Origin of the sequence: Rouxiella sp. Mn2063, from assembly GCF_049319665.1 — a bacterium.
In the GTDB taxonomy this organism is placed as follows: Bacteria; Pseudomonadota; Gammaproteobacteria; order Enterobacterales; family Enterobacteriaceae; genus JBMOUD01.
Genome location: NZ_JBMOUD010000013.1, coordinates 48,883 through 74,549 on the forward strand (window position 1 = coordinate 48,883; position 25,667 = coordinate 74,549).

The window sequence follows — 25,667 nt, forward strand, 5'->3', positions numbered from 1 at the left end:
CGTGATTCGTCACGCAGGCTCAGTACATTTATAAAAAATACGTTTCTCAAACAACGTTTTTACCCCACACATTCTTTACCAGACAAATGGTGACTATGGACGTTTCCGACCTGCTCGACAGCTTGAATGAAAAACAACGTGAAGCCGTCGCGGCACCGCGTAGCAACCTGCTAGTGCTGGCTGGCGCTGGCAGTGGTAAAACGCGCGTACTGGTACACCGTATCGCCTGGTTATTGTCGGTAGAGAACTGCTCGCCTTATTCGATTATGGCGGTGACTTTCACCAATAAGGCGGCGGCAGAGATGCGCCATCGTATCGATCAACTGATCGGCACCAGCCAAGGCGGTATGTGGATCGGGACGTTCCACGGATTGGCTCACCGTTTGCTCCGTGCTCACCATCTGGATGCCAAACTGCCGCAGGATTTCCAAATTCTTGACAGCGATGACCAGCTGCGCCTGCTCAAGCGCATTATCAAAGCGCTGAATATCGATGAGAAACAGTGGCCGCCGCGTCAGGCTATGTGGTACATCAATGGCAAGAAAGATGAAGGATTACGCCCACAGCACGTTGAGAGTTACGGCAATCCGGTTGAAGCGACCTGGCTACGGATTTATCAGGCCTATCAGGAAGCGTGTGACCGCGCTGGATTAGTGGATTTTGCTGAGCTACTGCTGCGTGCCCACGAACTTTGGCTGAATAAGCCGCATATTTTGCAGCACTACCGCGAACGTTTTACCAACCTGATGGTGGACGAGTTCCAGGATACTAACAGTATTCAATATGCCTGGATCCGTCTGCTGGCCGGTGAGAATAACAACGTGATGATCGTTGGTGACGATGACCAGTCAATCTACGGCTGGCGCGGTGCGCAGGTGGAAAATATCCAACGTTTCCTGAAGGATTTCCCCGGCGCTGAAACTATCCGCCTGGAGCAGAATTACCGCTCGACCAGCACTATTTTGACGGCCGCCAACTCGCTTATCGCCAACAATAATGGCCGTATGGGTAAAAACCTGTGGACCGATGGTGTTGAAGGCGAACCTATCTCACTCTATTGCGCGTTCAATGAGTTGGATGAATCGCGCTTTGTGGTCAATCGCATTAAAGCCTGGCAGGACAACGGCGGTGCGCTGAACGACTGCGCCATCCTCTATCGTAGCAACGCTCAGTCGCGTGTGCTGGAAGAAGCCTTGCTACAAATGGCGATGCCTTACCGCATTTACGGCGGACAGCGTTTCTTCGAGCGACAAGAGATCAAAGATGCGCTGGCTTACTTGCGTTTAATTTCTAATCGTAATGATGATGCGGCGTTTGAGCGCGTGGTGAATACGCCAACGCGCGGCATTGGCGATCGTACCCTTGATGTTGTGCGCCAGACTGCCCGTGATAAGCAACTCACCATGTGGCAGGCTACGCGTGCGCTGTTACAGGATAAAGTACTGGCAGGCCGCGCGGCCTCGTCATTGCAACGTTTCCTTGAGCTGATTGATGCCTTGGCCCATGAAACCGCCGATATGCCGCTACACGTTCAAACTGACCGTGTGATCAAAGATTCTGGCCTGTTTATTATGTATGAGCAGGAAAAGGGTGAGAAAGGTCAGGCGCGTATTGAAAACCTTGAAGAACTGGTGACGGCAACCCGCCAATACAGTTATCAGGATGAAGATCAGGATTTGATGCCATTGCAGGCATTTTTATCTCACGCCGCGTTAGAAGCTGGCGAAGGGCAAGCCGATGCTTATCAGGATGCGGTGCAGTTGATGACGTTGCACTCGGCTAAAGGTCTGGAATTCCCGCAGGTATTTATTGTTGGCATGGAAGAAGGGATGTTCCCAAGCCAAATGTCGCTCGATGAAGGCGGCAGATTGGAAGAAGAGCGTCGCTTAGCCTACGTTGGTGTCACCCGTGCGATGCAAAAACTGACCTTAACCTACGCCGAAACCCGCCGCTTATACGGTAAAGAAGTCTATCACCGTCCTTCACGTTTCGTTGGCGAACTGCCAGAAAACTGCGTAGAAGAAGTTCGCCTACGCGCCAGCGTATCGCGCCCGGCAAAGCATCGCAGTATGGGCACGCCTATCAATGCTAACGACAGTGGCTTCAGCTTAGGCCAGCGCGTTCGCCATCCTAAATTTGGTGAAGGCACCATCGTGAATCTGGAAGGCAGCGGAGAACACAGCCGCCTGCAAATCGCCTTCCCCGGCGAAGGTATCAAATGGCTGGTCGCCGCCTACGCAAGACTAGAAGCGGTTTAACCCGTTTTGGGGCTATCAGTCAGTTGATCTTGATCTTGACCTTGTAATCCCTTGACCTTCGATAGCGCATCTTGTCGGCCAAGAGAGTGGCTTTGGCTAGGGGAAATCCGCTAGGGACGGCGGATTTAGGCTGAGTCGGGAAGGGACGCCCGTCTCAGCCGACCCGTGAGGCCAAAGACGTGAACGCGGGCAGTCGCGTAGCGACCCGACAAGCTAAGCTCAGGCGGGGATGCAAGGGTTTCGCCTTAAACCCTTGCCGGGCGCGTTCGGCAGTCCGAACATACTTTGTCTTAGTCGATAAGCGGCCGAACCTGCGCAAACGCGATATAAACCATCTGCTTGATGACACAACCCTGATGGCTGTTCCATTCAGCCCGGAATGCGCCCATTCCAACCTAATTAGCGGTAAACGTCGCCTACGTTAGCCACCCCATACCATTCCAACGTCGCCGCAACACGTTCATCACCCTCAACCGGTGAGCCAGGGAAACTATCCTGCTCAGTAACCGGCTGATAAGCACCATGTTTCACTTCAAAGATCACCGCACCGTCATCTAAAGAGAGTACGCTGTGCCAAGTGTTAGCGGGGATCTCAAGTAAGCGTAGATCTTCACCTAAGCGCAGTTTGTCGGTCACTTGTCCTTCATCATTATAAATCAGTACGATAAAGCGGCCTTTAAGTGCAGTCAGTAGTTCCCAGGTATGGGGATGGCGGTGAATTCGTACATAGGTACCCGGTTCCATCGCAATCGCCAAACGTTGTACCTGATCGCTCTCTTGTGGATGCAGGTTCAGGTTACTACGCAGGCGTGGCGCCTCGGCAGCGCGTTGGCCAAGGTCAGACAGCGTGTCACGGGTAATCAACTTTATCATGAGAAATCCTGAGAATGAGTGCACCGGCCTGGCGCGAAAAAAAGGGTAAGATTGCGCGTCGAGTGTAGCCAAAATTTCGCGCTGAGATAAGTCTGTAATGCAGATGAACGGCGGTTGAATATTATGCCGAAATGTTGCTGCAATCCCGTGGTTGGCGGTTGACAGTCTTTTTCTTCTCGGCGTAACATGCGCGCACTATTATCAGTGAGGATATTTGCCTTGGACGCACCCAGTAGATACTGGCTCAATAACCTGTTCATTAGGTACCACTTCTAAGGCTTTCCTCATTGCTGATGGCCTTAGTGGTTGTCAGCGACCGCCGATAAGACGTTCGTCGCTGTGAGTCAGATCTGAATGTGGTCTGAAACCTGCCGGTGACTTTTCATCCCGCATTTTTCTGTGTTTCAATGCATTGTCCATACTTTTCACTTAGGGGAGAACGGGCACATGCTCAGTGCTTTTAAATTAGATAATAATCGCTTATCCCGTTTGGAACTGGATGATATAGAAACCGAAGACAATTTGACGTCTTCGTTGTGGGTAGATTTGGTTGAGCCAGACGAGCAGGAGCGTGATCGTGTTCAAAATGAACTCGGTCAGAGCTTGGCCACCCGCCCTGAATTGGATGATATCGAAGCCTCGGCACGTTTCTTTGAAGACGAAGATGGCTTGCATATTCACTCCTTCTTCTATTTTGAAGACGCCGAAGATCATGCGGGTAACAGCACTGTCGCCTTTACCATCCGTGATGGTCGCCTTTATACCTTGCGTGAGCGTGAGCTACCGGCATTTCGTTTATACCGTATGCGTGCCAGAAACCAGATGTTGGAAGACGGTAACGCTTATGAGCTGCTGCTCGATCTGTTTGAGACAAAAATTGAGCAGTTGGCCGACGAAATAGAAAATATTTACAGCGACTTGGAAAAACTCAGCCGCATCATCATGGAAGGTCAGCAAGGCGATGAATATGATGCTGCGCTATCTACATTGGCAGAGCTGGAAGATATCGGCTGGAAAGTTCGTCTGTGTTTGATGGATACCCAGCGCGCGTTGAATTTCCTGGTACGTAAAGCACGTCTACCTGGCTCTCAGTTAGAACAGGCACGTGAAGTGCTGCGAGATATTGAATCACTGTTACCGCATAATGAGTCGTTGTTCCAGAAGGTTAACTTCCTGATGCAAGCAGCGATGGGCTTTATCAACATCGAACAGAACCGCATCATCAAGATCTTCTCGGTTGTTTCTGTGGTGTTCTTGCCACCAACGCTAGTGGCATCGAGCTACGGGATGAACTTTGAATTTATGCCAGAACTGAAATGGAGCTTTGGTTATCCTGGCGCCATCGGTTTGATGATGTTGGCAGGCCTTGCTCCTTATCTGTACTTTAAAGGTAAGAAGTGGCTGTAATACGTTGCCCCTCTCGATAATATTCGCAGAGGGGCGAAGACTCTCTATTGTTTGCCTATTTATTCCTTCATTGTGCGATTAACGTGCCACTCGGCGCTGTTGGTAAATCGCGTCAGAAATAAAGCACAGTAACCCTGCCCAGATAAAGCCCTGACGTGTACGTTGTATATCCATTAAATCCAGACCTTTTTTAACCGACTAAAGCTTATCCAACCAGATATGTCGCGTGAGCTGTAGCAATGTGAATGCCACTATCATTATGCAAATCAACGCGTGCTACTGAGACTTTATTCCCAGCCCGAATCAGCGAACTGGTAGCGGTGAACGTTTCTCCTCGGCCTGGGCGCAGATAATCTATCTGTAGATTAATTGTGCCAATAGTTGCCAAACGCTGGCGCATTTCAGCTTCAACGAGCAACTGCTCAGGGCGGTCTTTACGAATCAGCGCACTGCCGACACAAACCAACCCGGCGGCGACGTCGATAACCGAAGCAATCACTCCTCCGTGGAGAATTCGCTGCGCGGCATTACCCACCAGAGTGTCTTGGTTTGTAAAAATGAGTTCGGCAAAACCATCTTGCATGGTTTTCAATTGCATACCCAATGCGCGGTTAAATGGCATTTCATAAACAAATATTTCGCCGATTAATTGGCGTGCGGCATCGTGGGTAAGGGTATTCATGGTGGAGGACATGCTTATTTCCTGGATAAAGATCGCAATAGTGGACAAATATTTTTTTAAATCATGCGTTCATTTTACGTTTGCGTATTATTGATCTTTTACGCACGCATGATAATTCTAACTAATAGTAAATCAGTGGCATTTTGTGTGTAAATACTACAATATTTTAACCATCAATTAACAATATGCCTTGCTGAGGGTTTTAATTGAAATATTAGGGCATAGACCTAATAAACTTCGAGATGCTGATTGTAACTTTGCATTGTGGAAGATGATGGCAATATCTTTGGGAGAGGAATAATGCGCAATTTTTGGATTGCAGGCGCGGCCATGGTGGCGTTACCAGCACTTAGCTATGCAGATGAGGCGACGGTAAAGCAGGTTCACGATCAGCCTGCTGTACAAGGAAGTATCATCGCTAACCTGTTACAGGAGCATGATAATCCTTTTACGTTATACCCTTACGAATCAAACTATCTGCTTTATACCTACACTAACCATATTAACAAACAGGCTATCAAATCATACGATTGGGCCGATAAAGCCAAGCATGATGAAGCTGAATTCCAGTTGAGCCTGGCGTTTCCAATCTGGACGGGCATTGCTGGTGATAACTCGTTACTTGGGGCGTCTTATACGCAAAAATCCTTTTGGCAAGTGACCAACCGTAGCGGCTCTTCACCATTTAGAGAAACCAACTACGAACCGCAACTTTTTATCGCCTGGGCAACAGACTATAGCTTTATGGGCTGGACCCTGCGCGATGCTGAATATGGTTTCAATCACCAGTCTAACGGGCGTTCAGATCCAACATCGCGCAGTTGGAATCGTATCTATGCGCGCTTCATGGCACAAAATGGTAACTGGCAGGTCGACCTAAAACCTTGGTACCGCATCCACGAAAGTGCCAGCAGTGATGACAATCCTGATATCACTAAATACCTGGGTTATTACCGGCTAAAAGTGGGGTATGCCCTGGGAGAAAGCGTGATAAGCGTCGAGAGTCGCTACAACTGGAACAGCGGTTATGGCAGTGCCAACGTTGGGGTCAGCTACCCGATTACTAAGCATGTGCGCTTCTATACCAAAGTGTTTAGTGGCTACGGTGAGTCAATGATTGACTACAACTACAAGCAGACTCGCGTGGGTATTGGTATCATGCTCAACGATATGATGTAACCGTCGACCTGAGGGCCGATGGACAACCGTGGCTCGGTAGGTATTTCTGCTATCGAGCACTTTGATTTAGTTGGGGAAACGAGTGTCTACGGCGGCAGTAATAAATCAAGAGTTGTTGGCAGAGCAGGTATTACGTAATACCTTCGGCTATCAACAATTCCGACCAGGTCAGCAAACTATCATCAATACCGCCTTAGCTGGGCGCGATTGTCTGGTTGTCATGCCTACAGGTGGCGGAAAGTCACTCTGTTATCAAATCCCCGCGCTGGTGATGGATGGCCTAACGTTGGTGGTCTCACCACTGATCTCTTTGATGAAAGATCAGGTTGATCAACTGATGGCCGCGGGTGTCGAAGCCGGTTGCCTCAACTCGACGCAAACGCGTGAAGAGCAGCAAGAGGTGATGGCTGGCTGTCGCACCGGGCGCATAAAAATGCTTTATATCGCCCCGGAACGTTTGGTGATGGGCGATTTCCTCGAGCAGTTGCAGCAGTGGAATCCGGCGATGCTGGCGGTGGATGAGGCGCACTGTATTTCACAGTGGGGCCATGATTTCCGCCCGGAATATCGCGCGCTCGGACAACTGAAACAGCGCTATCCTGCTTTGCCAGTCATTGCGTTGACCGCAACGGCCGATGAGGCAACGCGTAATGACATTGTGCGTTTGCTCTCGCTCAACGATCCGCTTATCCAGATTAGCAGCTTTGACCGGCCCAATATTCGTTACACGCTGGTGGAGAAATTCAAACCGCTCGATCAGTTATTGCGCTTTGTGCAGGATCAACGCGGCAAAAGCGGCATTATTTACTGCGGCAGCCGCGCCAAGGTTGAAGATACCGCCGAGCGTTTGAAAAGCCGTGGCTTAAGCGTCGGCGCTTATCATGCAGGCTTGGACAGTGAAACGCGCTCCCAAGTACAAGAAGGCTTTCAGCGTGATGATTTACAAATTGTCGTCGCAACTGTGGCCTTCGGCATGGGTATCAACAAACCCAACGTGCGTTTTGTGGTGCATTTCGATATTCCCCGCACTATCGAATCTTACTATCAAGAGACTGGGCGCGCTGGGCGCGACGGTTTACCTGCCGAAGCCGTGCTGCTTTATGACCCGGCAGATATGGCCTGGCTGCGCCGTTGCCTGGATGAAAAACCACCGGGCGCACAGCAAGATGTTGAACGCCACAAGCTCAATGCGATGGGCGCTTTTGCCGAAGCGCAAACTTGTCGACGTCTGGTGCTGCTCAACTATTTTGGCGAAGGTAAACAACAGCCTTGCGGTAACTGTGATATCTGCCTCGATCCACCCAAGCGTTATGATGGTTTAATGGACGCGCAGAAAGCCTTGTCTTGTGTTTATCGTGTCGGTCAGCGTTTTGGTTTGGGGTATGTCGTTGAAGTGTTGCGTGGCGCGAATAATCAACGTATTCGCGAATATGGGCACGACAAACTGCCTATCTATGGTATGGGTCGTGAGCAAAGTAATGAGCATTGGATAAGCGTGGTTCGCCAGCTGATCCACCTTGGGTTGATTACCCAAAATATTGCTATGCACTCTGCGCTGCAACTTACAGAAGCCGCCCGTCCCTTTTTACGCGGTGAAATTCCGTTGCAGCTTGCCGTACCGCGTATTCAGACGTTGAAAATCAAAAGTAGCAGCAGCCAAAAATCTTACGGTGGTAACTACGACCGTAAGCTGTTTGCCAAATTACGTAAACTGCGTAAAACCTTGGCAGATGAAAACAATGTGCCGCCTTATGTGGTGTTTAACGATACCACCTTGCTGGAAATGTCCGAGCAGCTCCCAGTAAGTCCTAGCGACCTGTTAGATATTACCGGGGTTGGGCAGCGCAAGCTTGAGCGCTTCGGTCAGCCGTTTATGGCAATGATTCGCGATCATATTGATAATGGCGATGAGTAGTTTTTTACTGTGGTAATTTTTGTTTTTAAAGTGATTTATACCAAATAAATTTTTGTCATCAGCCGAGCTATCTGCAAATTGTCAGATGATGGGTATAATCCGTCACCGAATGATGGTTAGCAGATTTATGCGAAGGGGTAGTACCGGATGTTGATGTTATTTCTAACTGTGGCGATGGTTAATTTAATTGCGTTGATGAGCCCTGGGCCCGACTTTTTCTTCGTCTCACAAACGGCAGCAAGTCGTTCGCGTCGTGAAGCCATGATGGGCGTCATTGGCATCTCATTAGGCGTGGTTTTCTGGTCAGGTATTGCGCTGATGGGCTTACATTTGCTGATGGAAAAAATGGCTTGGCTGCATCAAGTTATTACCATCGGCGGTGGGCTTTATTTGTGTTGGATGGGCTGGCAATTGCTGCGCTCAGCGCGCGCAAGAAAAAATAATGCCTCTGCTGCGAGCGAGAGCAGTGAAGAAAACGTTAAACTGCCGGCACGCGGTAAAACCTTTATGCGCGGATTGCTGACTAATTTGTCTAACCCAAAAGTGGTTATCTATTTTGGCAGCGTGTTCTCGCTGTTTGTAGGTGATAACGTGGGGGGCACTGAGCGCTGGGGCTTATTTATCATGATTGTTGCTGAAACCTTTGCCTGGTTCTCGGTGGTGGCGATGGTATTTGCATTACCGGTGATGCGTCGTGGTTATCAGCGTTTAGCCAAATGGATTGATGGTATTGCTGGCGGCTTGTTTACGTTGTTTGGTCTTCACCTGATTATTTTCCGCTAACATATTGCCCTTCAAATATTCTGTCGTGAGATGCTCTGAAGCAGCATCTCACGACATCGCTTAGCAAGATTATACTTTTCTCGCCGAGGCCAGCAGTAACCCCACCAGCATAAACATTGAACCGAAGATGCGATTTAATAGCTTCATCTGACGAGGTGTTTTCAACCACGCGGCAATACGTTTTGCCAGGGTGGCATAACCAATCATCACCACAATATCAACCAACACGGTAGTCACGCCCAAAATCACGTACTGCTCAGCTTGCGGCTGGTTAGCATTGATAAACTGGGGGAACAGCGCGGCTAGAAATACAATACTTTTAGGATTCGTCAGATTAACCAGTACAGCGCGTTTAAACAGGCGACTGCGCGGCATACTGCTTGCCAGTGCGTTGAGGTCTAACGAACCTGCTGCACGCCATTGGCAAATCCCCAGCCAAACCAGATAACCTGCCCCTAACCATTTCAATAGTTCAAAAGCCAGCAGCGACTGGGAAATCAATGCACCTAAGCCAATTCCGACTAATACAATGTGGGTGGTAAGCCCGACCTGTAAGCCGGCGATAGAGGCAACTGCCCCACGATAGCCATGGCTAATACCCGTGCTCATGGTGTTAATTGCACCAGAACCAGGGGACAAGCTTAAAATTATGGTGGTCAGGAGATAAGTTAGCCACCAGTCCATCGTCATGATACTGCTCCTTAAGGCGGTCATTTTGTGGCACAATACGCTATTGTTAACTATTACGCTACGGTTGCAAAATAACGGTTACTTTAGCTTGTCACTCTATTTTGGGATCAGCCAATGTCATCAAATTATGAGCGGTGGTTAACCCGCGAGCGCGAGTTTTCTGCATTCGCGACTGGCCCATTGTTGGACTTCTGGCGCACGAGAGAAGAAGCGCAATTTCTCGGGGTGGATAACGTCCCTATCCGCTATGTCCGTTATTGTTCCGCCAAGCACAATAAAGTGATTTTGGTATCAACAGGACGTATTGAAAGCTATGTGAAATACGCGGAAGTCGCCTATGACCTGTTCCATCGAGGTTTCGACGTCTTTATCATGGATCATCGTGGTCAAGGGCGCTCTGGGCGAGTATTGAAGAACTCGAGCTGCGGACATGTCGAACGTTTTGATGATTATGTTGCCGATCTAGGCACTTTCTATCAGTTAGAAATTGCCCCGCGTCGCTACGCCAAGAAATTTGCGCTGGCCCACTCGATGGGCGGTGCCATTCTTTCCCTCTTTTTGGCACGGACGTCGGGTCGATTCGACGCAGCGGCGCTTTGTGCGCCGATGATTGGTATTCCCTTGCCGTTGCCTTTGTGGATATCGCGTAAGATTTTAAATTGGGTGGAAAAGTACCCTCGGCGGCGCAATAGCTATGCCTTGGGAACCGGCCAATGGAATCCCGCACCTTTTGGTGTTAACCGAGTGACACATAGCCGGGCACGTTATCGGCGTAATGTACGCTTTTATGCTGACGGCCCCGACCTGCGCGTTGGCGGGCCAACTTATCATTGGGTGCGCGAAAGTATCCATGCTGGTGAACAAATTTTACTCGAAGCCAAAAATATCTCTACGCCATTGCTATTATTACAGGCAGACGATGAAAGAGTGGTCGATAACCGCGCCCAGTTTGCGTTTTGCCAGGCAATGTCTGCTGCGGGTCATCCTTGCGAAGGCAACCAGCCGTTGCTGATTGAGGGAACCCGGCATGAAATTTTGTTCGAGCGCGACCCAATGCGTACCAAGGCGCTTGATACCATCATGCGATTTTTTGCACGGTACACTTAGTTTTATTCAGATGGTTTTGATTAGAGAGCGGTGATTAGGCTGGGCTAATCACTCGCGTATCCTGTTATTGCACGTACCATTCTACTTAAAGAATTCTATGCAAGAATTCTACATCCACAGAGGTTAGAACCTAACGCTATGTATCATGTTGTCGCTTCCGATTTAGATGGCACGCTGCTATCACCCGATCATGTCCTCACGCCATATGCTAAAGAAACCTTGCAACTGCTGACGCAGCGCGGCGTGCATTTTGTGTTTGCTACCGGCCGCCACCATATTGATGTTGCTCAGATGCGTGACAATCTAGGGATCAGCGCTTATATGATCACCTCCAACGGTGCGCGGGTACATAACACGGACGGTGAGCTTATTTTCTCTCATAACCTGGATGCGGACATTGCCGGCGATCTTTTCGGCATCGTGCACGATAACCCGGATATTCTGACTAACGTGTATCGTAACGACGACTGGTTTATGAACCGCGATCGTGAGGATCAAGAGGATTTCTTCCGCGAGACGGTCTTTAAATATCAGGTTTATGAGCCGGGTTTGTTAGAAACTGACGGTATCTGCAAAGTCTATTTCACCTGTGATAACCATGAAAAACTTCTGGTATTAGAAGAAGCGATTAATGCCCGCTGGGGGGATCGCGTTAACGTCAGTTTCTCACTGCCAATGTGTCTGGAAGTAATGGGCGGCGGGGTTTCTAAAGGCCATGCGCTGGAGCAAGTTGCCAAATTGATGGGCTACAACCTCAAAGACTGTATCGCCTTTGGCGACGGTATGAACGACATGGAAATGTTGAGCATGGCAGGAAAAGGCTGCCTGATGAGTGGTTCCTTGCCAAGGCTGAAAGCACGTTTACCTGAGCTGGAAGTAATAGGTTCCAACGCAGATGATGCCGTGGTGCATTATCTGCGTAAGATGTATTTAGCCATTCTACCGTGGCCAGGTAATACATATTTCAATGAGTGAGGCGCTTGGCCTCGCTCATTGTGAGTTATCAAAAAATCGTTTTTTCTGCCCCTGACCAACGTGTTGAACCACAAAGTCGATAAAGGCTCTTACCCGCTGCGGTAAGTGGCGATTCTGTGGGTAAAGAAGGATAAAGGGACGAGAACAGCCACCAAACTGTGGTAATAATTCAACTAACTCCCCGCTTTCCAGCTCGCGTTGTACGCTGAAACGATAACTTTGTGCGATGCCGGCACCGGCGCGCGCCAGCGTCACAATCCCCAGATAGTCCTCTTTACAGGTATACCCGCCTGCTGTTGTGATTTCCTGCGTTTTACCGGCAATATTGAATAACCATGGCGTTCTGCGACCGGAGCTGGGTAACTCAAACTGGATACAATGATGGGCCTGCAAATCTTCAATATTTTGCGGTATTCCGGCGGTATGCAGATACTGTGGTGAGGCCACGACAACTAACTCCGCCTCTTCTAACTTGCGGGCAATGAGCGTCGAATCTTTGGGATCTCGCCCGCGAATCACCAGATCGTACTGATCTTCGACGAAATCGATATTGCGGGTACTGATATGGATATCGATTTCAATATCAGGATATTGTCGACGAAACTGTGGCAATAGAGGCAGCAGGCGAGAGTGAGCGTAAGGCGTGGGGACGCTAATTCTTAACAGCCCGCTAGGGGTGATTTGTTCACCTGTTGCATGGCGTTCCGCTTCGACCAGTTGCGACAGTGCCTGCTGGCACTGCTCAAAATAACGACGTCCGGCATCGGTGAGACGCATTTGGCGGGTTGTTCGGGTGAATAGACGAATTCCTAAGCGTTTTTCTAACCGGGCCACGGAACGACTGACGGCAGCGGGTGTAATGCCAGCCTGATTGGCGGCGGCGCTAAAGCTGCCTTTTTCGGCCGCGAGACAGAATAATTCAATACTGCCGAGTAAAAGATCGTCGAAATAACGGGTCATATTGGCCTGATTTATTACCTGATGTATCAATTCAAATAACATATACCTAATTTTTCCAATACGCATCGAATTGTAGAGTCTCTCCACTGCCGGGCAAGGCGTCCGGGGATAACGGAGAATTTTTCGATGAGCAATAAAACAGTCATTGTGACAGGTGCATCTAGCGGGCTCGGTTTTGCTATTGCCAAAGCCTATTTGGCGCGTGGCTATAATGTGGTCGGTAATGCTCGCACCCAGGAACGTCTTGATCAGGCGGCGCTGGCTTTCGGGGAAACGAAAGGCAAGTTTGTTGCAGTAGCGGGAGATATCGCTAGCCCTGAAACGGCGCGTAAATTATTTGCCACGGCCATCGACTCTTTTGGCAAGGTAGATATTTTGATCAACAATGCCGGAATATTTATCGCCAAGCCGCTGGTGGAGTACAGCGAAGACGATTTGGAATCGATTGTTGCCACCAATATCAAAGGCTTTTTCTATCCATCACAAGAAGCCGCTCGCCATATGGCTGCCAATAAAGACGGACATATTGTCACCATTACCGCATCGCTGGGTATGCAGCCAAACCGTAAGGTCCCCGCGTTGCTGCCAGTATTGATCAAAGGCGGGCTGAATCAGGCGACACGCGCGCTGTCTATCGAGCTTTCTACTTCTAATGTCCGAGTCAACGCCGTTGCACCGGGCATCATTGCAACGCCACTGCACGGCAGTAAACCAGAAACCCTTGCCGCGCTGAAATCACTGACTGCCAGCGGTGAGATTGGCAAGGCCGAAGATATTGTTGATGCGGTACTGTACCTGACGGATTCAAGCTATACCTCCGGGTTAGTGATGAATGTCGATGGTGGTTCGTCTTCCGGCACTTGGTAAAAGGATTGAGGATACATTATGCCTTACGTCAATATTCGTGTGACGCGTGAAGGGGTTAGCGCTGAGCAAAAACGCCTGCTGATTGAAGGAACGACTGATTTACTGTGGCAGGTTTTAGGTAAGTCGCCGGACAGAACCTTTGTAGTTATCGATGAAGTGGATACGGATAACTGGGGTGTCGGTGGGGAAGTGCTGACGGCAGTGCGCGCCAGAGGGAAGTAAGCATTATTGGTTGTTGCAGAGTAGAAACGGGCAGAGAAAACTCCGCCCGTTTTATTCGCTAGCTGTTATTGCTGCGCTTTATGTTGCTGCAAATAGCTCACCGCTTTATCTGGGAAGTCGGTGAACAAGCCGTCAACATGCGCCTGTTGGTACAAAATACCGTACAGCGCATCAACACTTTTGGCATAAGGCGGAAGTGCATCGGCACGTACGGTATAAGGATGCACCACTAAATGACTGGCGTGAGCATCGGCAGTCATGGACGTTAGCTCAACGCGATCCGCTGTCGAATCCTTATTGACTAACATGTGATAATCCGGCCCGATACCGTCGGCGTATTTAGCGATTTGCTGCATCGCCCCCGGCTTAAACATCCAATCGTAGTCGTAATTAACCCACTTGCCGTCGCGCTGTTCTTGGGTTTCATCCCAATCGGTATAGGCAATCAACTGAACCAGTTTCAAGTCCATCCCCATTTTCGGCTCCAGCTCATTTTTAATGCGCTTAAGCTCGTTTGGGTCGAAGCATTGCAGATAAACATTGTCGCTTTTGGTGTTGTAACCGTAGTGCTTGAGCACTTCCAGCACGCGGGCAGTAATATCTTTACCTTCTTTGCGATGGAACCACGGCGCTTTAATTTCGGTATAAAGACCGATATTTTTGCCGGTGGAGTGGTTCAGCCCCTGAATAAACTCGATTTCCTCTTCGAAGGTATGAATATGGAAATCAGATTTACCCATCGGGAAACGGCCCGGATAGGTTTGTACCCGCTTGCCATCTTTAATCTCAAAGCCTTCGGTAAACTTCAGCGATTTGATCTCGGCCAGAGTGAAGTCGATAGCATAGTAGCGTCCATCTTTACGGGCACGGTGAGGAAAACGCTCGGCAACGTCAGTGACGCGATCGAGGAAATGGTCGTGTAGCACCACCAGCCTGTCATCTTTGGTCATCACTAAATCTTGCTCAAGGTAATCGGCACCTTGGGCATAAGCCATCGCTTTGGCTGGCAGAGTATGTTCGGGCAGATAACCGCTTGCCCCGCGATGGGCGATAACGATTTGATGTTCAGCTGCCGTTTGGCTGGCGTCAGCGGCGTTTCCAGCCGCGCTGGCGAAACCGGCGGCGAGCATTAACCCGGCTACGGTAGTTTTAACGAACAGTTGCATGATTTAGGCTCCTTTCGCGAGTTTAGCTTTGTGCTTATTTTCACTGAGCATGGTTAACAGCAGCAGGAATACCGCCAAGATGGAACCGGCGATCATTACCAAGAAGCCGCCATTCCAGCCGAAATAGTCAACGGTATAACCGACGATGGCGCTTGCGGCGACCGAGCCACCAAGGTAACCAAACAGACCGGTAAAGCCCGCGGCAGTACCCGCTGCTTTCTTCGGTGCTAATTCCAACGCATGTAAGCCAATCAGCATGACCGGGCCATAAATCAGGAAGCCGATAATGATCATACAGGCCATATCAATACCTGGATTGCCAATCGGGTTAAGCCAGTAGACGATGGTGGCAATGGTCACCAGAATCATAAAGAACACACCGGTCGCGCCGCGATTGCCTTTAAAGACTTTATCCGACATCCAGCCGCACAGCAGCGTGCCTGGAATACCTGCGTATTCGTACAAGAAGTACGCCCATGAAGATTTATCCAGCGCGAAGTGTTTCACTTCTTTCAGATAAGTTGGCGACCAGTCGAGGATGCCGTAACGCAGCAGGTAGACAAAAACGTTCGCCAGCGCGATATACCAGAGCAGTTTGTTTGGCAGGATGTACTGCATGAAAATCTGCTTGGTGGTCAGCTCTGTCTCTGCGACGTCTTTATTGTAGTCTGGCGGGTAATCGTTTTTATATTCCTCGATAGGTGGCAGACCGCAAGACTGCGGAGTATCACGCATGGTAGCGAAAGCGAATAACGCCAGCAGGATGGCAGCAAAAGCTGGCATATATAGCGCGGCGTGCCAATCGTTGAACCATGCCATACCGAGTAAGAACAGCAGAGGAGGAAGACCGCCGCCGACGTTATGCGCGCAGTTCCACACCGAAACAATGCCGCCACGCTCTTTCTGCGACCACCAGTGAACCATAGTTCGTCCGCACGGCGGCCAGCCCATCCCTTGGAACCAACCGCATAGGAACAGCAGGACAAACATAATCGCGATGCTGGAGGTTGCCCAAGGTACAAAGCCCATAAACAGCATGACTGCTGCGGCGAGGATGAGCCCGGCAGGCAAGAAGATACGCGGGTTGGAGCGATCCGAGACCGATCCCATAATAAATTTAGAGATCCCGTACGCGATAGAGATCCCTGAGAGTGCCAGTCCAAGATCGCCGCGGGTAAAACCTTGCTCGATAAGGTATGGCATTGCCAGCGTAAAGTTCTTACGAACCAGGTAATAGGCGGCATAGCCGAAGAAGATACCCATAAATATCTGCCAGCGCAGACGACGATAGAGAGGGTCAACGTGGGCATCTGCCACGCGTGGCTTATGAGCCGCTGGTTTAAAGATACTGAGCATGAAATGCCTCCGATGGCATGAGTCAATCAATGTCACTGGTGAAAACGAGCTGAGGTCACATGTTCTATAACGAGCGTAAGACTAGTGATATGCGCGCATACGAACTGTGATAGATGACATATTTGTTACAATTATATGAATTTAGATGCGAATTTTGCGGGAATAATTTACAGATTGAAATGTGTATCAGCAGGAATTACTGGTCATAGATCACATTTTGGCAGTTTATTTTACTTGTTGGCTTTATTTTTTCGTTTCTGCTCGAATTGTTATGATCTGAGTGTAACGTTTTATCGGTGGGTCGCTAGGTGATATGGGATTGCTGAAGGGGCTTTATGTTTGATGATCAGAGCCAGGCGGCTGTGCTGAAAAACCGCCTGTCCAATGAACAGGCGGCTATCTGGACTTATTTTTACGCTGGGATCTGCTGAGTAATGCAGTGAATATTGCCACCACCAAGCAGAATTTCCCGCGCAGGGACGCCGGTAATCAGATAATCAGGATACATTTCCCGGAACAGTGCTTCGGCTTCGCCATCCGTGCGTGCGTCCAGCAATGGGAAAATAATCTGTTTATTACTGATCAGATAGTTAACGTAAGAACCCGCCAGGCGGTTACCTTCGTTACGTTCAACCGCCGTACCGTCCTGCACATCCAGTGTTTCTTCTGCGCTGGCGTAAAGCGGGCCTGGCGCAGGGAGTTTCCATACTTTCAGGCTACGTCCCTTGGCATCTTTTGTCGCGCTTAGAATATTCAGCGCGGCAACCGAGCGTGCATACTGCGGATCGTTTTGATCGTCAGTCCAATGCAGCGCGACTTCACCCGGACGCACAAAGCAGCACATGTTATCGATGTGGCCGTCGGTCTCGTCGTTGAACACGCCATCTGGTAGCCAGATGAAGTTTTGTACGTCGAGATAGTCGCTCAATTTCTGCTCAATCTGCGCCTGAGTCAGTTCAGGGTTGCGATTGGCATTGAGCAGACATTCTGCGGTGGTCATCAAGGTGCCTTCACCATCCACATGGATAGAACCGCCTTCCAGTATCAGGTCGGTGCTATAGCGAGCAAAACCGTGGTGCTCAAGCACTTGTGCCGCTACGGCCTGATCTTGATCCCAAGGTGAATATAATCCACCAAGATTTCCGCCCCAGGCGTTAAATGTCCAGTCAACGCCGCGGCGTTCGCCTTGTGGATTGACCACCACGGTTGGGCCAGTGTCACGCATCCATGCATCATCGCTTGCCATTTCAACCAGCGTAATCGAAGCGGGCATCGTTTTACGCGCCTTCTCCATTTCGGTGGCGGGTACTGCCATCAGCACCGGTGTCGTTTGGGCAATCGCCGCCGCAACAGCAGAAAACGCCTGCTGTGCTGGCGCGCCGTTGGCACGCCAGTTATCGGTACGATAGGGCCAAATCATCCACACGGCCTGCTGAGGTGCCCATTCCGCTGGCATCATAAATCCGTCTTGATGAGGTGTCGTAACCTGTGACATGGCTTAGCTCCGCGTGGTGCCATCAGAGGAGGCAATCGCACCATACATATTTGGACGGCGATCGCGGAACAGGCCCCAAGCGGCACGCTGAGCGGCGATAGCATCGAGATCAAAGGTATGAACCAACACGCCTTCGTCAGTTTTGTTAGCTTGTTTCACCAGCTCACCGGTCTGATCGGCAATAAACGAAGAACCGTAGAAGGTCATTTCCAGGCTGTCGATATACTTGCTCGCTTCGGTACCGATACGGTTAGAGGCAATAACTGGCAGCACGTTTGCCGCTGCATGGCCTTGCTGTACACGAGTCCAGTGTGGTTGGCTGTCGATATCTGGATAAGCCGGCTCAGAGCCAATTGCCGTTGGGTAGAAGATAACTTCCGCACCCTGCAATGCCAGGCAACGTGCGGTTTCTGGGAACCATTGATCCCAGCAAATACCCACGCCAACTTTTGCATAACGGGTGTTCCACACTTTGAAACCGGTATCGCCAGGAATAAAGAACTGTTTTTCCTGATAAGCCGGGCCATTTGGAATATGGGTCTTACGGTAGGTGTCCAGCACGCTGCCGTCGGCATCAATCATTACCAGAGAGTTGTAATAGGCGTTGTTAGCCTTTTCAAACAAGCTCAGCGGCAATACGACTTCTAATTCTTTAGCCAGCGCAGAGAAGTGTTTAATCAGCGGGCTGGTGGCAACTTCTTGCGCCAGCGCGTAGTGTTCTGGGCTTTGATCAATGCAGAAGTAAGGGGCAGCAAACAGCTCCTGAATCAGGATAATTTGCGCGCCTTGGGCGTGGGCCTCACGTACCAGTCGTTCTGCATTGACAATATTTTTGTCCAGATCCCAGCTGCAGGCCATTTGTGTGGCGGCGACGGTGACATTTCTCATTGAAATCTCCTGAAATTATAAAAGGTTGGAGTTTGTTTATCTAAATGGGTGCAAAAATGATCCCGATTATATGCCGGTTCTCAGCGTTTTTCTGTGAAATCGTAGAAGACACAGTTCACCAATCAATAGTGTGACCGCCAACCCCGTGATAATCGGCAGACTATGCTTGGCTTCTATTTTTCCCTCAAGTAAATCCGGGAAAATAAACAGCACCACTCCTTGAAGTATAAACAGTAAACCGAGAGATACGACTAACCACTGCCCAGGTTTTCCGCCTGGTACACGATAAGGACGTTGCACCTGTGGTGCCGAATAACGCAGCCAGAACCAGGCAGTGAATAACAAAAAATAGGGCAGCAGGAAGATACAGCTCGAGAAAGAAAAGATTAACCAGAACAAATCATTATTGCCGCTGGCGAACTGGCTGTAACAGAGGATAACCAAGGTTGAGACAAGACCTGTTGCGATGTTTGCGCCCACCGGAGTATCAAATTTTTTACTGCGTTTCCCCAACGGTTTTGGCAGGTCGCCGCTTTGCGCCGCTTCTGCCGCCGCACGGCTTGAACCAGAAGTCCAGGTAACCATATTGCTGATAAAGGTAAAAAGCGTCAGCAGACACAAGATATTCAGCATCACTTTTGAGGCGAGACTCTGACCAAACAGAATCTTTAGTGCATCAATAATGCCGGAAACTAAGCTGATTTTATCCACGGGTAGCGCAGCAAGGATACCAAGGGTGCCAAAGAGATAGAGCAGGGCAATCAATAACGCGGCGGCTAGCATCGCGCGCGGCATGGTTTTTTCCGGCTTTTTAATGAGCTTGCCCATGCAAGCAACTAATTCCAGCCCAAGCAGGCTGTAAATGATTGCCGGCAGAAAATGGCTGGCTTCATTAAAATGTGGGATCAGATTATGTAGCTGTAGGTCATTCGCTAAGCCGTGCTGTATGGCTTGATTAATTCCTGCGATGCCCAGAGTGACAATGACAATAATCTTGGCCCAGGCTCCCCAGCGGGCAATGCTAATACAAACCGTCGTTGAAATATTGCAGAACCATACCGTTAGCCAGGTAAGGGCCAGACACATCAGAATTTGCCAGTTAATATTCATTCCCGGCCAGTACAGTGAGGCGAATGTCCCGGCAAACAGGATATACACCGAAGGCATCCACAGACCGACATTGATCCAGTATAAGTAAGAGGTTCTTGCTGCCATACGATCGCCAAAGGCACGCTTCACCCAGTCATAAATTCCTCCCTCGGCAGGCCAGGTAGTGCCCAGCTCAGTAACAACTAAGGTATAGGGAAGAACAAAACCTATTAACATGATCCCCCACCAGGCAAAAGCCGAGGGGCCAATCGCCGCGGATGCAGTCAACGTATCTAGCACAATCACTGCACATATCATAAACATCGTCAGACTACCGACACCGATCTGTTGCTTCGTATCTTGTCCACTCATAAGGGCCTCTGCATGATTTCTACCTTAATTTGAGTATATAGATAGCGATGATAATGAATGAAATGTATTGTTATCATTTTACTATGCACAGAATACATAATTGTTATGGACCTCAACCTGCTCCGCCTATTGCCCATCCTCGCGCGTGAGAAGAACGTCACCCGAGCTGCTCGTAAGGCAAATCTCAGCCAGTCGGCATTCAGTCATGCGCTTAATCGCTTAAGAGAGCAGCTTAACGATCAAGTCTTTGTGCGTACCCGCAATGGGATGGAGCCGACGCCTTATGCCGCATCGATTATCCCTGTGGTAGAGCGAGCGATGGAAACATTGAAAGTCGCGACGCTTGGCGCACAACCTTTCGACCCGGCGACGACGGCGCATACGTTTTATGTTGGAGCCGTCGACTATTTTGAATTCATGTGCATGCCGATTCTGACGGCAAGATTTAAAGAAAATGCGCCAAATGTGCGGCTATCGGTTGATATTTTGTCTGAAACGATAAAATTGGATCGTGTGGAGATGGGGCAACTCGATGCTTTTATTGGGGTCGATAGCTTGCAGCATATTCCGCATTACTTTAACCGGCACAGACTGATTTCCGACCATTTTGTTGCCATTGCCGCGAAAGAGAGAACAGATTTGCCGCAGCAGTTAAAAATGCAGCATTTAGCCTCTGAGCCACAGATTCACTTACCTGCGGTCAGTTCCGGTGCCGATCACATCGACCGTTGGTTATTGGCACAGCACATGTACCGGCCATTGGCATCGGTAGTACAAAGTTATGCCGTCGGTGGACGGGTTGCGGTGGCGTCAGGATATTTGATGTGCGTACCCTACCGTATAGCCAGGGAGTTAGAGCAAATGTTACCGCTGCGTGTGTTGGATTTACCGGCGGGTAGTCCATCCTACGATTTGGAATTGCTCACTCACAGTTTGTACGATCACCAACCGGCTCTCCATTGGCTCATCAGCGAGTTAAAAGCGATCAATCTGGACTAAGCATTATCCCTTTATCTGCCTGTGCAGTTGGCTGGATTCGTGGGTAGAGTTTAGAAGGGGGGTTATGAAACAGGTCAGTTAGTGAGCACTAACTGACCTCTATTAACTTACTGAATTTTCAGCGTACTGATAATCGCTTCAGCGCCAGCTTGTGCCTGAGCCTGATCGTCAGCTGGCAGAGTGATTTGCAGCGTGATCAATTGATTATCAATCTTACCCAGTACGACGGAAGAATACGCTTTTTCTCCTCCGGCATTAATGATGCTGTCGAGCTGTTGCAGTGTCTGACCATCAACCTGAATTGACTTATTGGTCACCACTTGCAGGTTGGTATCGCGCTCTTGCTGCTGGGCTTGCAGGCGATTTGCCAACGTTTCCAGTGAGTCAGACGTGTTGTCTCCAACAATGACGATCACTGCTTTTTGTCCGGTGCTATCAGCATAGACATGCATGTTATTGCTCTGCGTTCCCAGCTTGCCGCTTTGGTCACTCATCCCCTGAGGAAGAGTAAAGCTGACTTTACCGTCGAGCAGGCTAATAGGCTGTGTGGCAGCTGCTGCGCTGGCACCTTTATCAACAGGGGCCGTTTTATCATCCGTTTTGCCATCGCAGGCTGCCAGCCCGGCAACCAGCAAAGTAATACCCATGAATTTGGCAAGATTACGCATTAGAGTTCCTTAATATTTCACTTAACGGCACGTACTGCTACGTATCGTATGGCATTGAGCTTACGGCTGTAATGGCACCCTATTCACCAACGAAAAGCAAGCCAGTTATGGCTTTCAGTGTGAACTCAACTGAACCTCGTTGTGATGACCAGACTGTGCCAAGCGTTTTAACAGCATATTAAGCAGCATACCGTACATCGGCAGGAAGAAAATCAGACAAATTAACAATTTGAAACTGTAATCCACTAAGGCGATCTCTACCCAATGTTGCGCCATAAACGCATCGCTGCTCTTATAAAAAGCGATAAAGAAGAAGGCCAGCGTATCGCTAATATTGCCCAGGAACATCGCTGCTGCTGGCGCAATCCACCAGGTTTTCAACTGGCGCAGACGGTTAAAGACGTTAACGTCGAGGATTTGCCCGAGAACGTAGGCCATAAAGCTAGCGATGGCGATGCGGGCGACCATGATATTCAGGCTGCTGAGCGCGGCAAAACCTTGCCATTCTCCCTGATAGAACAACGCAGAGATAACGTAAGAAATAATCAGCGCTGGTGCCATTACCGACAAAATAATGCGTCGGGCCAATGGCGCGCCGAAGATACGTACGGTTAAATCAGTCGCTAGGAAAATAAACGGAAAGGTAAATGCGCCCCACGTGGTGGTAAAGCCAAATACCGATACCGGAAGCTGGACCAGATAGTTACTAGACGTAATGATGGCAATATGGAATAGCGACAGCCATACCAAGGCGGAAAACCGCTGTTGGGCAGAAAAAGCGTACATAAATGTGACCTTTTTAGTGATTGGGGTGAGGGAACCCAAGAAAAATCTTCGTTATTTGTTGCTGTGAAAAACCATGATTTTTCCAGCGAGCGCGGATCGTACCCGTTTGCGCAAACAATGCAATGGCTAATTTTAACGCAAACGTTAACCTGTATTGCACCAAAAATCAGGGGGAGTAAACTGTCGCTCTTTAAGTTCCCCATTTGACCTAGAACAGAGACGCCTTATGACCGATCCCTTCAGCCATCCCGACCACCAACTCGATGCCTTGGGCGAACGTTGTCCAGTACCTGTGATGATGGTGCGAAAGGCGGTGCGCGGTATGCAGGATGGTGAAACGTTGCTAATCATTGCCGACGATCCGGCGACGACGCGCGATATTCCGGGGTTTTGCCGCTTTATGGAACACAACCTGTTGGCGTCTGAAACGGAAACCTTGCCGTATCGCTATTTATTGCGCAAAGGAAAAGGGGCTTAATATCAGCCCCTTGCTTGTGAATAAACGCGTTTTCTAACCTGATTTTTTGCGCAACAAGCGCAGCGCGTTGGCCGTGACCAGCGCAGTAGCACCAGAGTCTGCCAATACTGCCAGCCATAATCCGGTGATCCCCAGCAGCGTAGTGACCAGGAATACCCCCTTCAGTCCCAGCGCGATGGTGATGTTCTGGCGGATGTTGGCTCGGGTTGCGCGCGATAACGCAATCATCTGCGCCAGCCCGGTTAAGCGGTTGTGATTGAGCGCGGCATCCGCCGTTTCCAGCGCCACATCGGTGCCGCTGCCCATCGCAATACCAATGGTGGCGGCTTTCATCGCTGGGGCATCGTTGATGCCATCGCCGACCATCGCCGTTGGATATTGCAGATTCATTTTCTCGACGGCACGGACTTTATCTTCCGGCAATAACCCGGCCTGATAATTAATCCCTAAACGCTCGGCAATGGTTTTCGCCGCGCGTGGGTTATCGCCAGTCAGCATCACCGCAGATACGCCAAGAGCTTTCAACTCAGCAAGCGCGTTAACGGCATCATCACGCAACCGGTCTTGCAACGCGAGTAGGCCTAGCACCCGCTGGTCTTCCAGCACCACGACCACGGTTTTTCCGCTGGCTTCCCATTCGGTAATTTTTGTTTCGAAGGCTGCTGATAACTGCTTTTTATCCACATGCTGTGGTGCTGACACCACAATGTGTTTTTCGTTAACCCAACCTTCAACACCCACACCTGCCAAGGCGCGCCGACGTTCGGCATTGGGCAACAGCGAGTATTGCTGGCTAGCACGTTGGATAATCGCTAATGCGAGTGGATGGTGAGAACCGGCCTCGACTGCAGCGGCTTGCGTTAGTAGCTGCTGCTCACTAACACTTTCGGCGGTTAATACATCGCTGACTTCAGGTTTGCCTTCGGTCAATGTGCCGGTTTTATCCAATGCCACGCGTTGAATTAGCGCTAATTGTTCTAATGCTGCGCCGCCTTTAATTAATGCGCCTTGGCGCGTTGCCGCAGCCAGGCCAGAAGCGATAGCGGCCGGAGTTGAGATGACTAACGCACAAGGACAGCCAATCAACAGCAGCGTTAAACCACGGTAAATCCAGGTTTCCCATGACAGGCCCATTGCCAACGGCGGGATAACGATCACCAGCAGTGACAGCAGCATGATAGCGGGAGTGTAATAGCGGCTAAAGGTGTCAAGGAAGCGCTCGATTGGCGCACGGCGCTCTTCGGCTTCTTCAATCAATTGCAGTACGCGGTCAATCGCGCTATTACCCGCAGCAGAGACCACTTGTACACGTGCCAAACGATCGACACACAGGCTACCTGCCGGAATCTTTTCGCCTGGCTGGCGTTCAATGGGGATCGATTCACCCGTTAGTGCGCTTTCATCAAAGCTGGCGGCACTATCAAGGAGCGTCGAGTCTGCGGGCAGGCGTCCACCGGCGGCAACTTCAATCACATCACCGGGTTGCAGGCTGCTGACGGCAACGGTTTGACTGCCAGTTGCATCGATACGTACGGCACTTTCTGGGATCAGCGCCATCAGTGCTTTCACACCGCTACGGGCGCGGTTGGCGGCAAACCCTTCTAAACGTTCACCCACCATAAATAGCAACAGCACCATCGCGGCTTCTGCCGTGGCGCCGATAAATAGCGCGCCTAATGCGGCGATGCTCATCAAGGTTTCAATAGCGAAAGGTGAACCGCTGCGAATCAAGCGAATAGCCTGGCGTAACACCGGATACAAGGCGACTAACGTAGTGAGTGTGAAGGCAATTTTGCCGCCTTCATGGGAAACCTGCTCAATCCCCCAGCTAATAATCATCAGCACTAGCAGCGCAATAATCGCTGCATTCTCTTTAAGATGAGAGAGGAAAGTGGTGGGTGCGTGCTTAGTTGGTACGCCTTCAAGCAATTGAAAACCGGCGGAAGTCACGGCCTGTTTGATTTGTGGGGAAATATCCCGACTTGCACTGACCAACAGTTTTTCGGTGGCGAAGAGAACTTTGGCCTGTTTGACTCCTGGCAGAGTGCTGACTGCTTTTTCGATTTTCCGTGCGCAGCTGGCGCAGTCCATTCCTACGACTTGCCAACTATATTGTGTCGTTCCGCTCGGTGCTGCGAGCGAACTGGGGTCTTCTTCCGCGCCGGGATCTCCTTCCGCTTGAGAGGTGGCGCAGCAGCTTGATTCTTGGTGTGAGTGCTCACTTACTTTCTCGGTTGAGCAGCAAGCTGAAGCAGCTAACGGTGCGGTGGTGCTACAGCAGTCCACCGGATGTGGCCCTTGCTGACGAGCCGCGGTGATTTTAGGCGCGGCGGTCATTTTGGTGAATGTTGGGATAGGTTTGGCCTGCGCTTTTGATGAACAGCCGCAGTGGCCGGCAGTGCTTCTATGTTGTGAGTGCATATTACCTCCAAAAGGGGCATTGGGTCGGAAT

General features: G+C 50.1%; 23 protein-coding genes. 11 read left to right on the forward strand and 12 right to left on the reverse strand.

Annotated elements, in window-relative coordinates; genetic code table 11:
- Positions 1-95 precede the first annotated feature (95 nt).
- Positions 96-2,258, forward strand: a complete 2,163-nt coding sequence (gene uvrD / locus ACL9RG_RS17315; RefSeq protein ID WP_422793876.1) for a DNA helicase II — start codon at positions 96-98, stop codon at positions 2,256-2,258.
- A 399-nt stretch (positions 2,259-2,657) separates the two neighbouring features.
- Here the strand turns inward: uvrD and ACL9RG_RS17320 are convergent, their stop codons facing one another.
- Complete coding sequence (locus tag ACL9RG_RS17320; RefSeq protein ID WP_422793877.1) at positions 2,658-3,131, reverse strand: WbuC family cupin fold metalloprotein; 474 nt, start codon at positions 3,129-3,131, stop codon at positions 2,658-2,660.
- A gap of 447 nt (positions 3,132-3,578) precedes the next feature.
- On the opposite strand from ACL9RG_RS17320, the gene corA reads away from it, so the two are divergent.
- Entirely contained in the window at positions 3,579-4,538 is a 960-nt protein-coding gene (gene corA / locus ACL9RG_RS17325; RefSeq protein WP_422793878.1) for a magnesium/cobalt transporter CorA, read from the forward strand.
- Between the two features lie 205 nt (positions 4,539-4,743).
- Here the strand turns inward: corA and ACL9RG_RS17330 are convergent, their stop codons facing one another.
- Entirely contained in the window at positions 4,744-5,220 is a 477-nt protein-coding gene (locus ACL9RG_RS17330; RefSeq protein WP_422793955.1) for a thioesterase family protein, read from the reverse strand.
- Positions 5,221-5,520: 300 nt separating this feature from the next.
- On the opposite strand from ACL9RG_RS17330, the gene pldA reads away from it, so the two are divergent.
- The 3 genes from pldA (at position 5,521) to rhtC (ending at position 9,097) form a co-directional block, all read left to right on the forward strand.
- Positions 5,521-6,399 carry a phospholipase A gene (pldA, locus tag ACL9RG_RS17335; protein WP_422793879.1) on the forward strand — a complete coding sequence of 293 codons (879 nt, stop codon included), beginning with the start codon at positions 5,521-5,523 and terminating at the stop codon, positions 6,397-6,399.
- A gap of 82 nt (positions 6,400-6,481) precedes the next feature.
- On the forward strand, positions 6,482-8,314 hold the full coding sequence (gene recQ / locus ACL9RG_RS17340; RefSeq protein WP_422793880.1) for an ATP-dependent DNA helicase RecQ: 1,833 nt from the start codon (positions 6,482-6,484) through the stop codon (positions 8,312-8,314).
- Between the two features lie 147 nt (positions 8,315-8,461).
- Entirely contained in the window at positions 8,462-9,097 is a 636-nt protein-coding gene (rhtC, locus tag ACL9RG_RS17345; protein ID WP_422793881.1) for a threonine export protein RhtC, read from the forward strand.
- Positions 9,098-9,166: 69 nt separating this feature from the next.
- Here the strand turns inward: rhtC and rhtB are convergent, their stop codons facing one another.
- Positions 9,167-9,787, reverse strand: coding sequence for a homoserine/homoserine lactone efflux protein (rhtB, locus tag ACL9RG_RS17350; RefSeq protein WP_422793882.1), 621 nt, complete (start codon positions 9,785-9,787; stop codon positions 9,167-9,169).
- A 114-nt stretch (positions 9,788-9,901) separates the two neighbouring features.
- On the opposite strand from rhtB, the gene pldB reads away from it, so the two are divergent.
- Positions 9,902-10,894 carry a lysophospholipase L2 gene (pldB, locus tag ACL9RG_RS17355; protein WP_422793883.1) on the forward strand — a complete coding sequence of 331 codons (993 nt, stop codon included), beginning with the start codon at positions 9,902-9,904 and terminating at the stop codon, positions 10,892-10,894.
- Between the two features lie 138 nt (positions 10,895-11,032).
- Positions 11,033-11,869: a sugar/pyridoxal phosphate phosphatase YigL gene (gene yigL, locus ACL9RG_RS17360; RefSeq protein ID WP_422793884.1), complete on the forward strand. Its 837-nt coding sequence runs from the start codon at positions 11,033-11,035 to the stop codon at positions 11,867-11,869.
- 15 nt (positions 11,870-11,884) lie between these two features.
- On the opposite strand, the gene ACL9RG_RS17365 is transcribed toward yigL, so the two are convergent.
- On the reverse strand, positions 11,885-12,871 hold the full coding sequence (locus ACL9RG_RS17365) for a LysR family transcriptional regulator (RefSeq protein WP_422793885.1): 987 nt from the start codon (positions 12,869-12,871) through the stop codon (positions 11,885-11,887).
- Positions 12,872-12,955: 84 nt separating this feature from the next.
- On the opposite strand from ACL9RG_RS17365, the gene ACL9RG_RS17370 reads away from it, so the two are divergent.
- Positions 12,956-13,696 carry an SDR family NAD(P)-dependent oxidoreductase gene (locus ACL9RG_RS17370; RefSeq protein ID WP_422793886.1) on the forward strand — a complete coding sequence of 247 codons (741 nt, stop codon included), beginning with the start codon at positions 12,956-12,958 and terminating at the stop codon, positions 13,694-13,696.
- An 18-nt stretch (positions 13,697-13,714) separates the two neighbouring features.
- Positions 13,715-13,918 (forward strand): tautomerase family protein, encoded by a 204-nt coding sequence (locus ACL9RG_RS17375; RefSeq protein ID WP_422793887.1) that lies wholly within the window; start codon positions 13,715-13,717, stop codon positions 13,916-13,918.
- 65 nt (positions 13,919-13,983) lie between these two features.
- Here ACL9RG_RS17375 and glpQ read toward each other — a convergent pair whose 3' ends face one another.
- The 5 genes from glpQ to ACL9RG_RS17400 all read right to left on the reverse strand — a co-directional run bounded on the left by glpQ (position 13,984) and on the right by ACL9RG_RS17400 (position 20,284).
- Positions 13,984-15,084, reverse strand: a complete 1,101-nt coding sequence (gene glpQ, locus ACL9RG_RS17380) for a glycerophosphodiester phosphodiesterase (protein ID WP_422793888.1) — start codon at positions 15,082-15,084, stop codon at positions 13,984-13,986.
- A gap of 3 nt (positions 15,085-15,087) precedes the next feature.
- Positions 15,088-16,440 carry a glycerol-3-phosphate transporter gene (gene glpT / locus ACL9RG_RS17385; protein ID WP_422793889.1) on the reverse strand — a complete coding sequence of 451 codons (1,353 nt, stop codon included), beginning with the start codon at positions 16,438-16,440 and terminating at the stop codon, positions 15,088-15,090.
- A 412-nt stretch (positions 16,441-16,852) separates the two neighbouring features.
- Positions 16,853-17,935, reverse strand: a complete 1,083-nt coding sequence (gene aguA / locus ACL9RG_RS17390) for an agmatine deiminase (RefSeq protein ID WP_422793890.1) — start codon at positions 17,933-17,935, stop codon at positions 16,853-16,855.
- 3 nt (positions 17,936-17,938) lie between these two features.
- A complete protein-coding gene (gene aguB, locus ACL9RG_RS17395) occupies positions 17,939-18,823 on the reverse strand; it encodes an N-carbamoylputrescine amidase (protein WP_422793891.1) in 885 nt (294 codons plus the stop codon).
- A 66-nt stretch (positions 18,824-18,889) separates the two neighbouring features.
- The gene (locus ACL9RG_RS17400) at positions 18,890-20,284 is read right to left on the reverse strand and encodes an APC family permease (protein ID WP_422793892.1); all 1,395 of its coding nucleotides are present in this window, start codon (positions 20,282-20,284) and stop codon (positions 18,890-18,892) included.
- Between the two features lie 105 nt (positions 20,285-20,389).
- Here ACL9RG_RS17400 and ACL9RG_RS17405 point away from each other — a divergent pair, with 105 nt between their 5' ends.
- Entirely contained in the window at positions 20,390-21,283 is an 894-nt protein-coding gene (locus ACL9RG_RS17405; RefSeq protein ID WP_422793893.1) for a LysR family transcriptional regulator, read from the forward strand.
- Positions 21,284-21,390: 107 nt separating this feature from the next.
- On the opposite strand, the gene ACL9RG_RS17410 is transcribed toward ACL9RG_RS17405, so the two are convergent.
- Positions 21,391-21,951 (reverse strand): DcrB family lipoprotein, encoded by a 561-nt coding sequence (locus tag ACL9RG_RS17410; RefSeq protein WP_422793894.1) that lies wholly within the window; start codon positions 21,949-21,951, stop codon positions 21,391-21,393.
- 114 nt (positions 21,952-22,065) lie between these two features.
- Positions 22,066-22,737: a 7-cyano-7-deazaguanine/7-aminomethyl-7-deazaguanine transporter gene (locus ACL9RG_RS17415; protein ID WP_422793895.1), complete on the reverse strand. Its 672-nt coding sequence runs from the start codon at positions 22,735-22,737 to the stop codon at positions 22,066-22,068.
- A 226-nt stretch (positions 22,738-22,963) separates the two neighbouring features.
- Between ACL9RG_RS17415 and tusA the strand changes: the two genes are divergently transcribed.
- The gene (tusA, locus tag ACL9RG_RS17420; protein WP_422793896.1) at positions 22,964-23,215 is read left to right on the forward strand and encodes a sulfurtransferase TusA; all 252 of its coding nucleotides are present in this window, start codon (positions 22,964-22,966) and stop codon (positions 23,213-23,215) included.
- A gap of 33 nt (positions 23,216-23,248) precedes the next feature.
- Here tusA and ACL9RG_RS17425 read toward each other — a convergent pair whose 3' ends face one another.
- Entirely contained in the window at positions 23,249-25,636 is a 2,388-nt protein-coding gene (locus ACL9RG_RS17425) for a zinc/cadmium/mercury/lead-transporting ATPase (protein WP_422793897.1), read from the reverse strand.
- Positions 25,637-25,667: the final 31 nt, after the last annotated feature.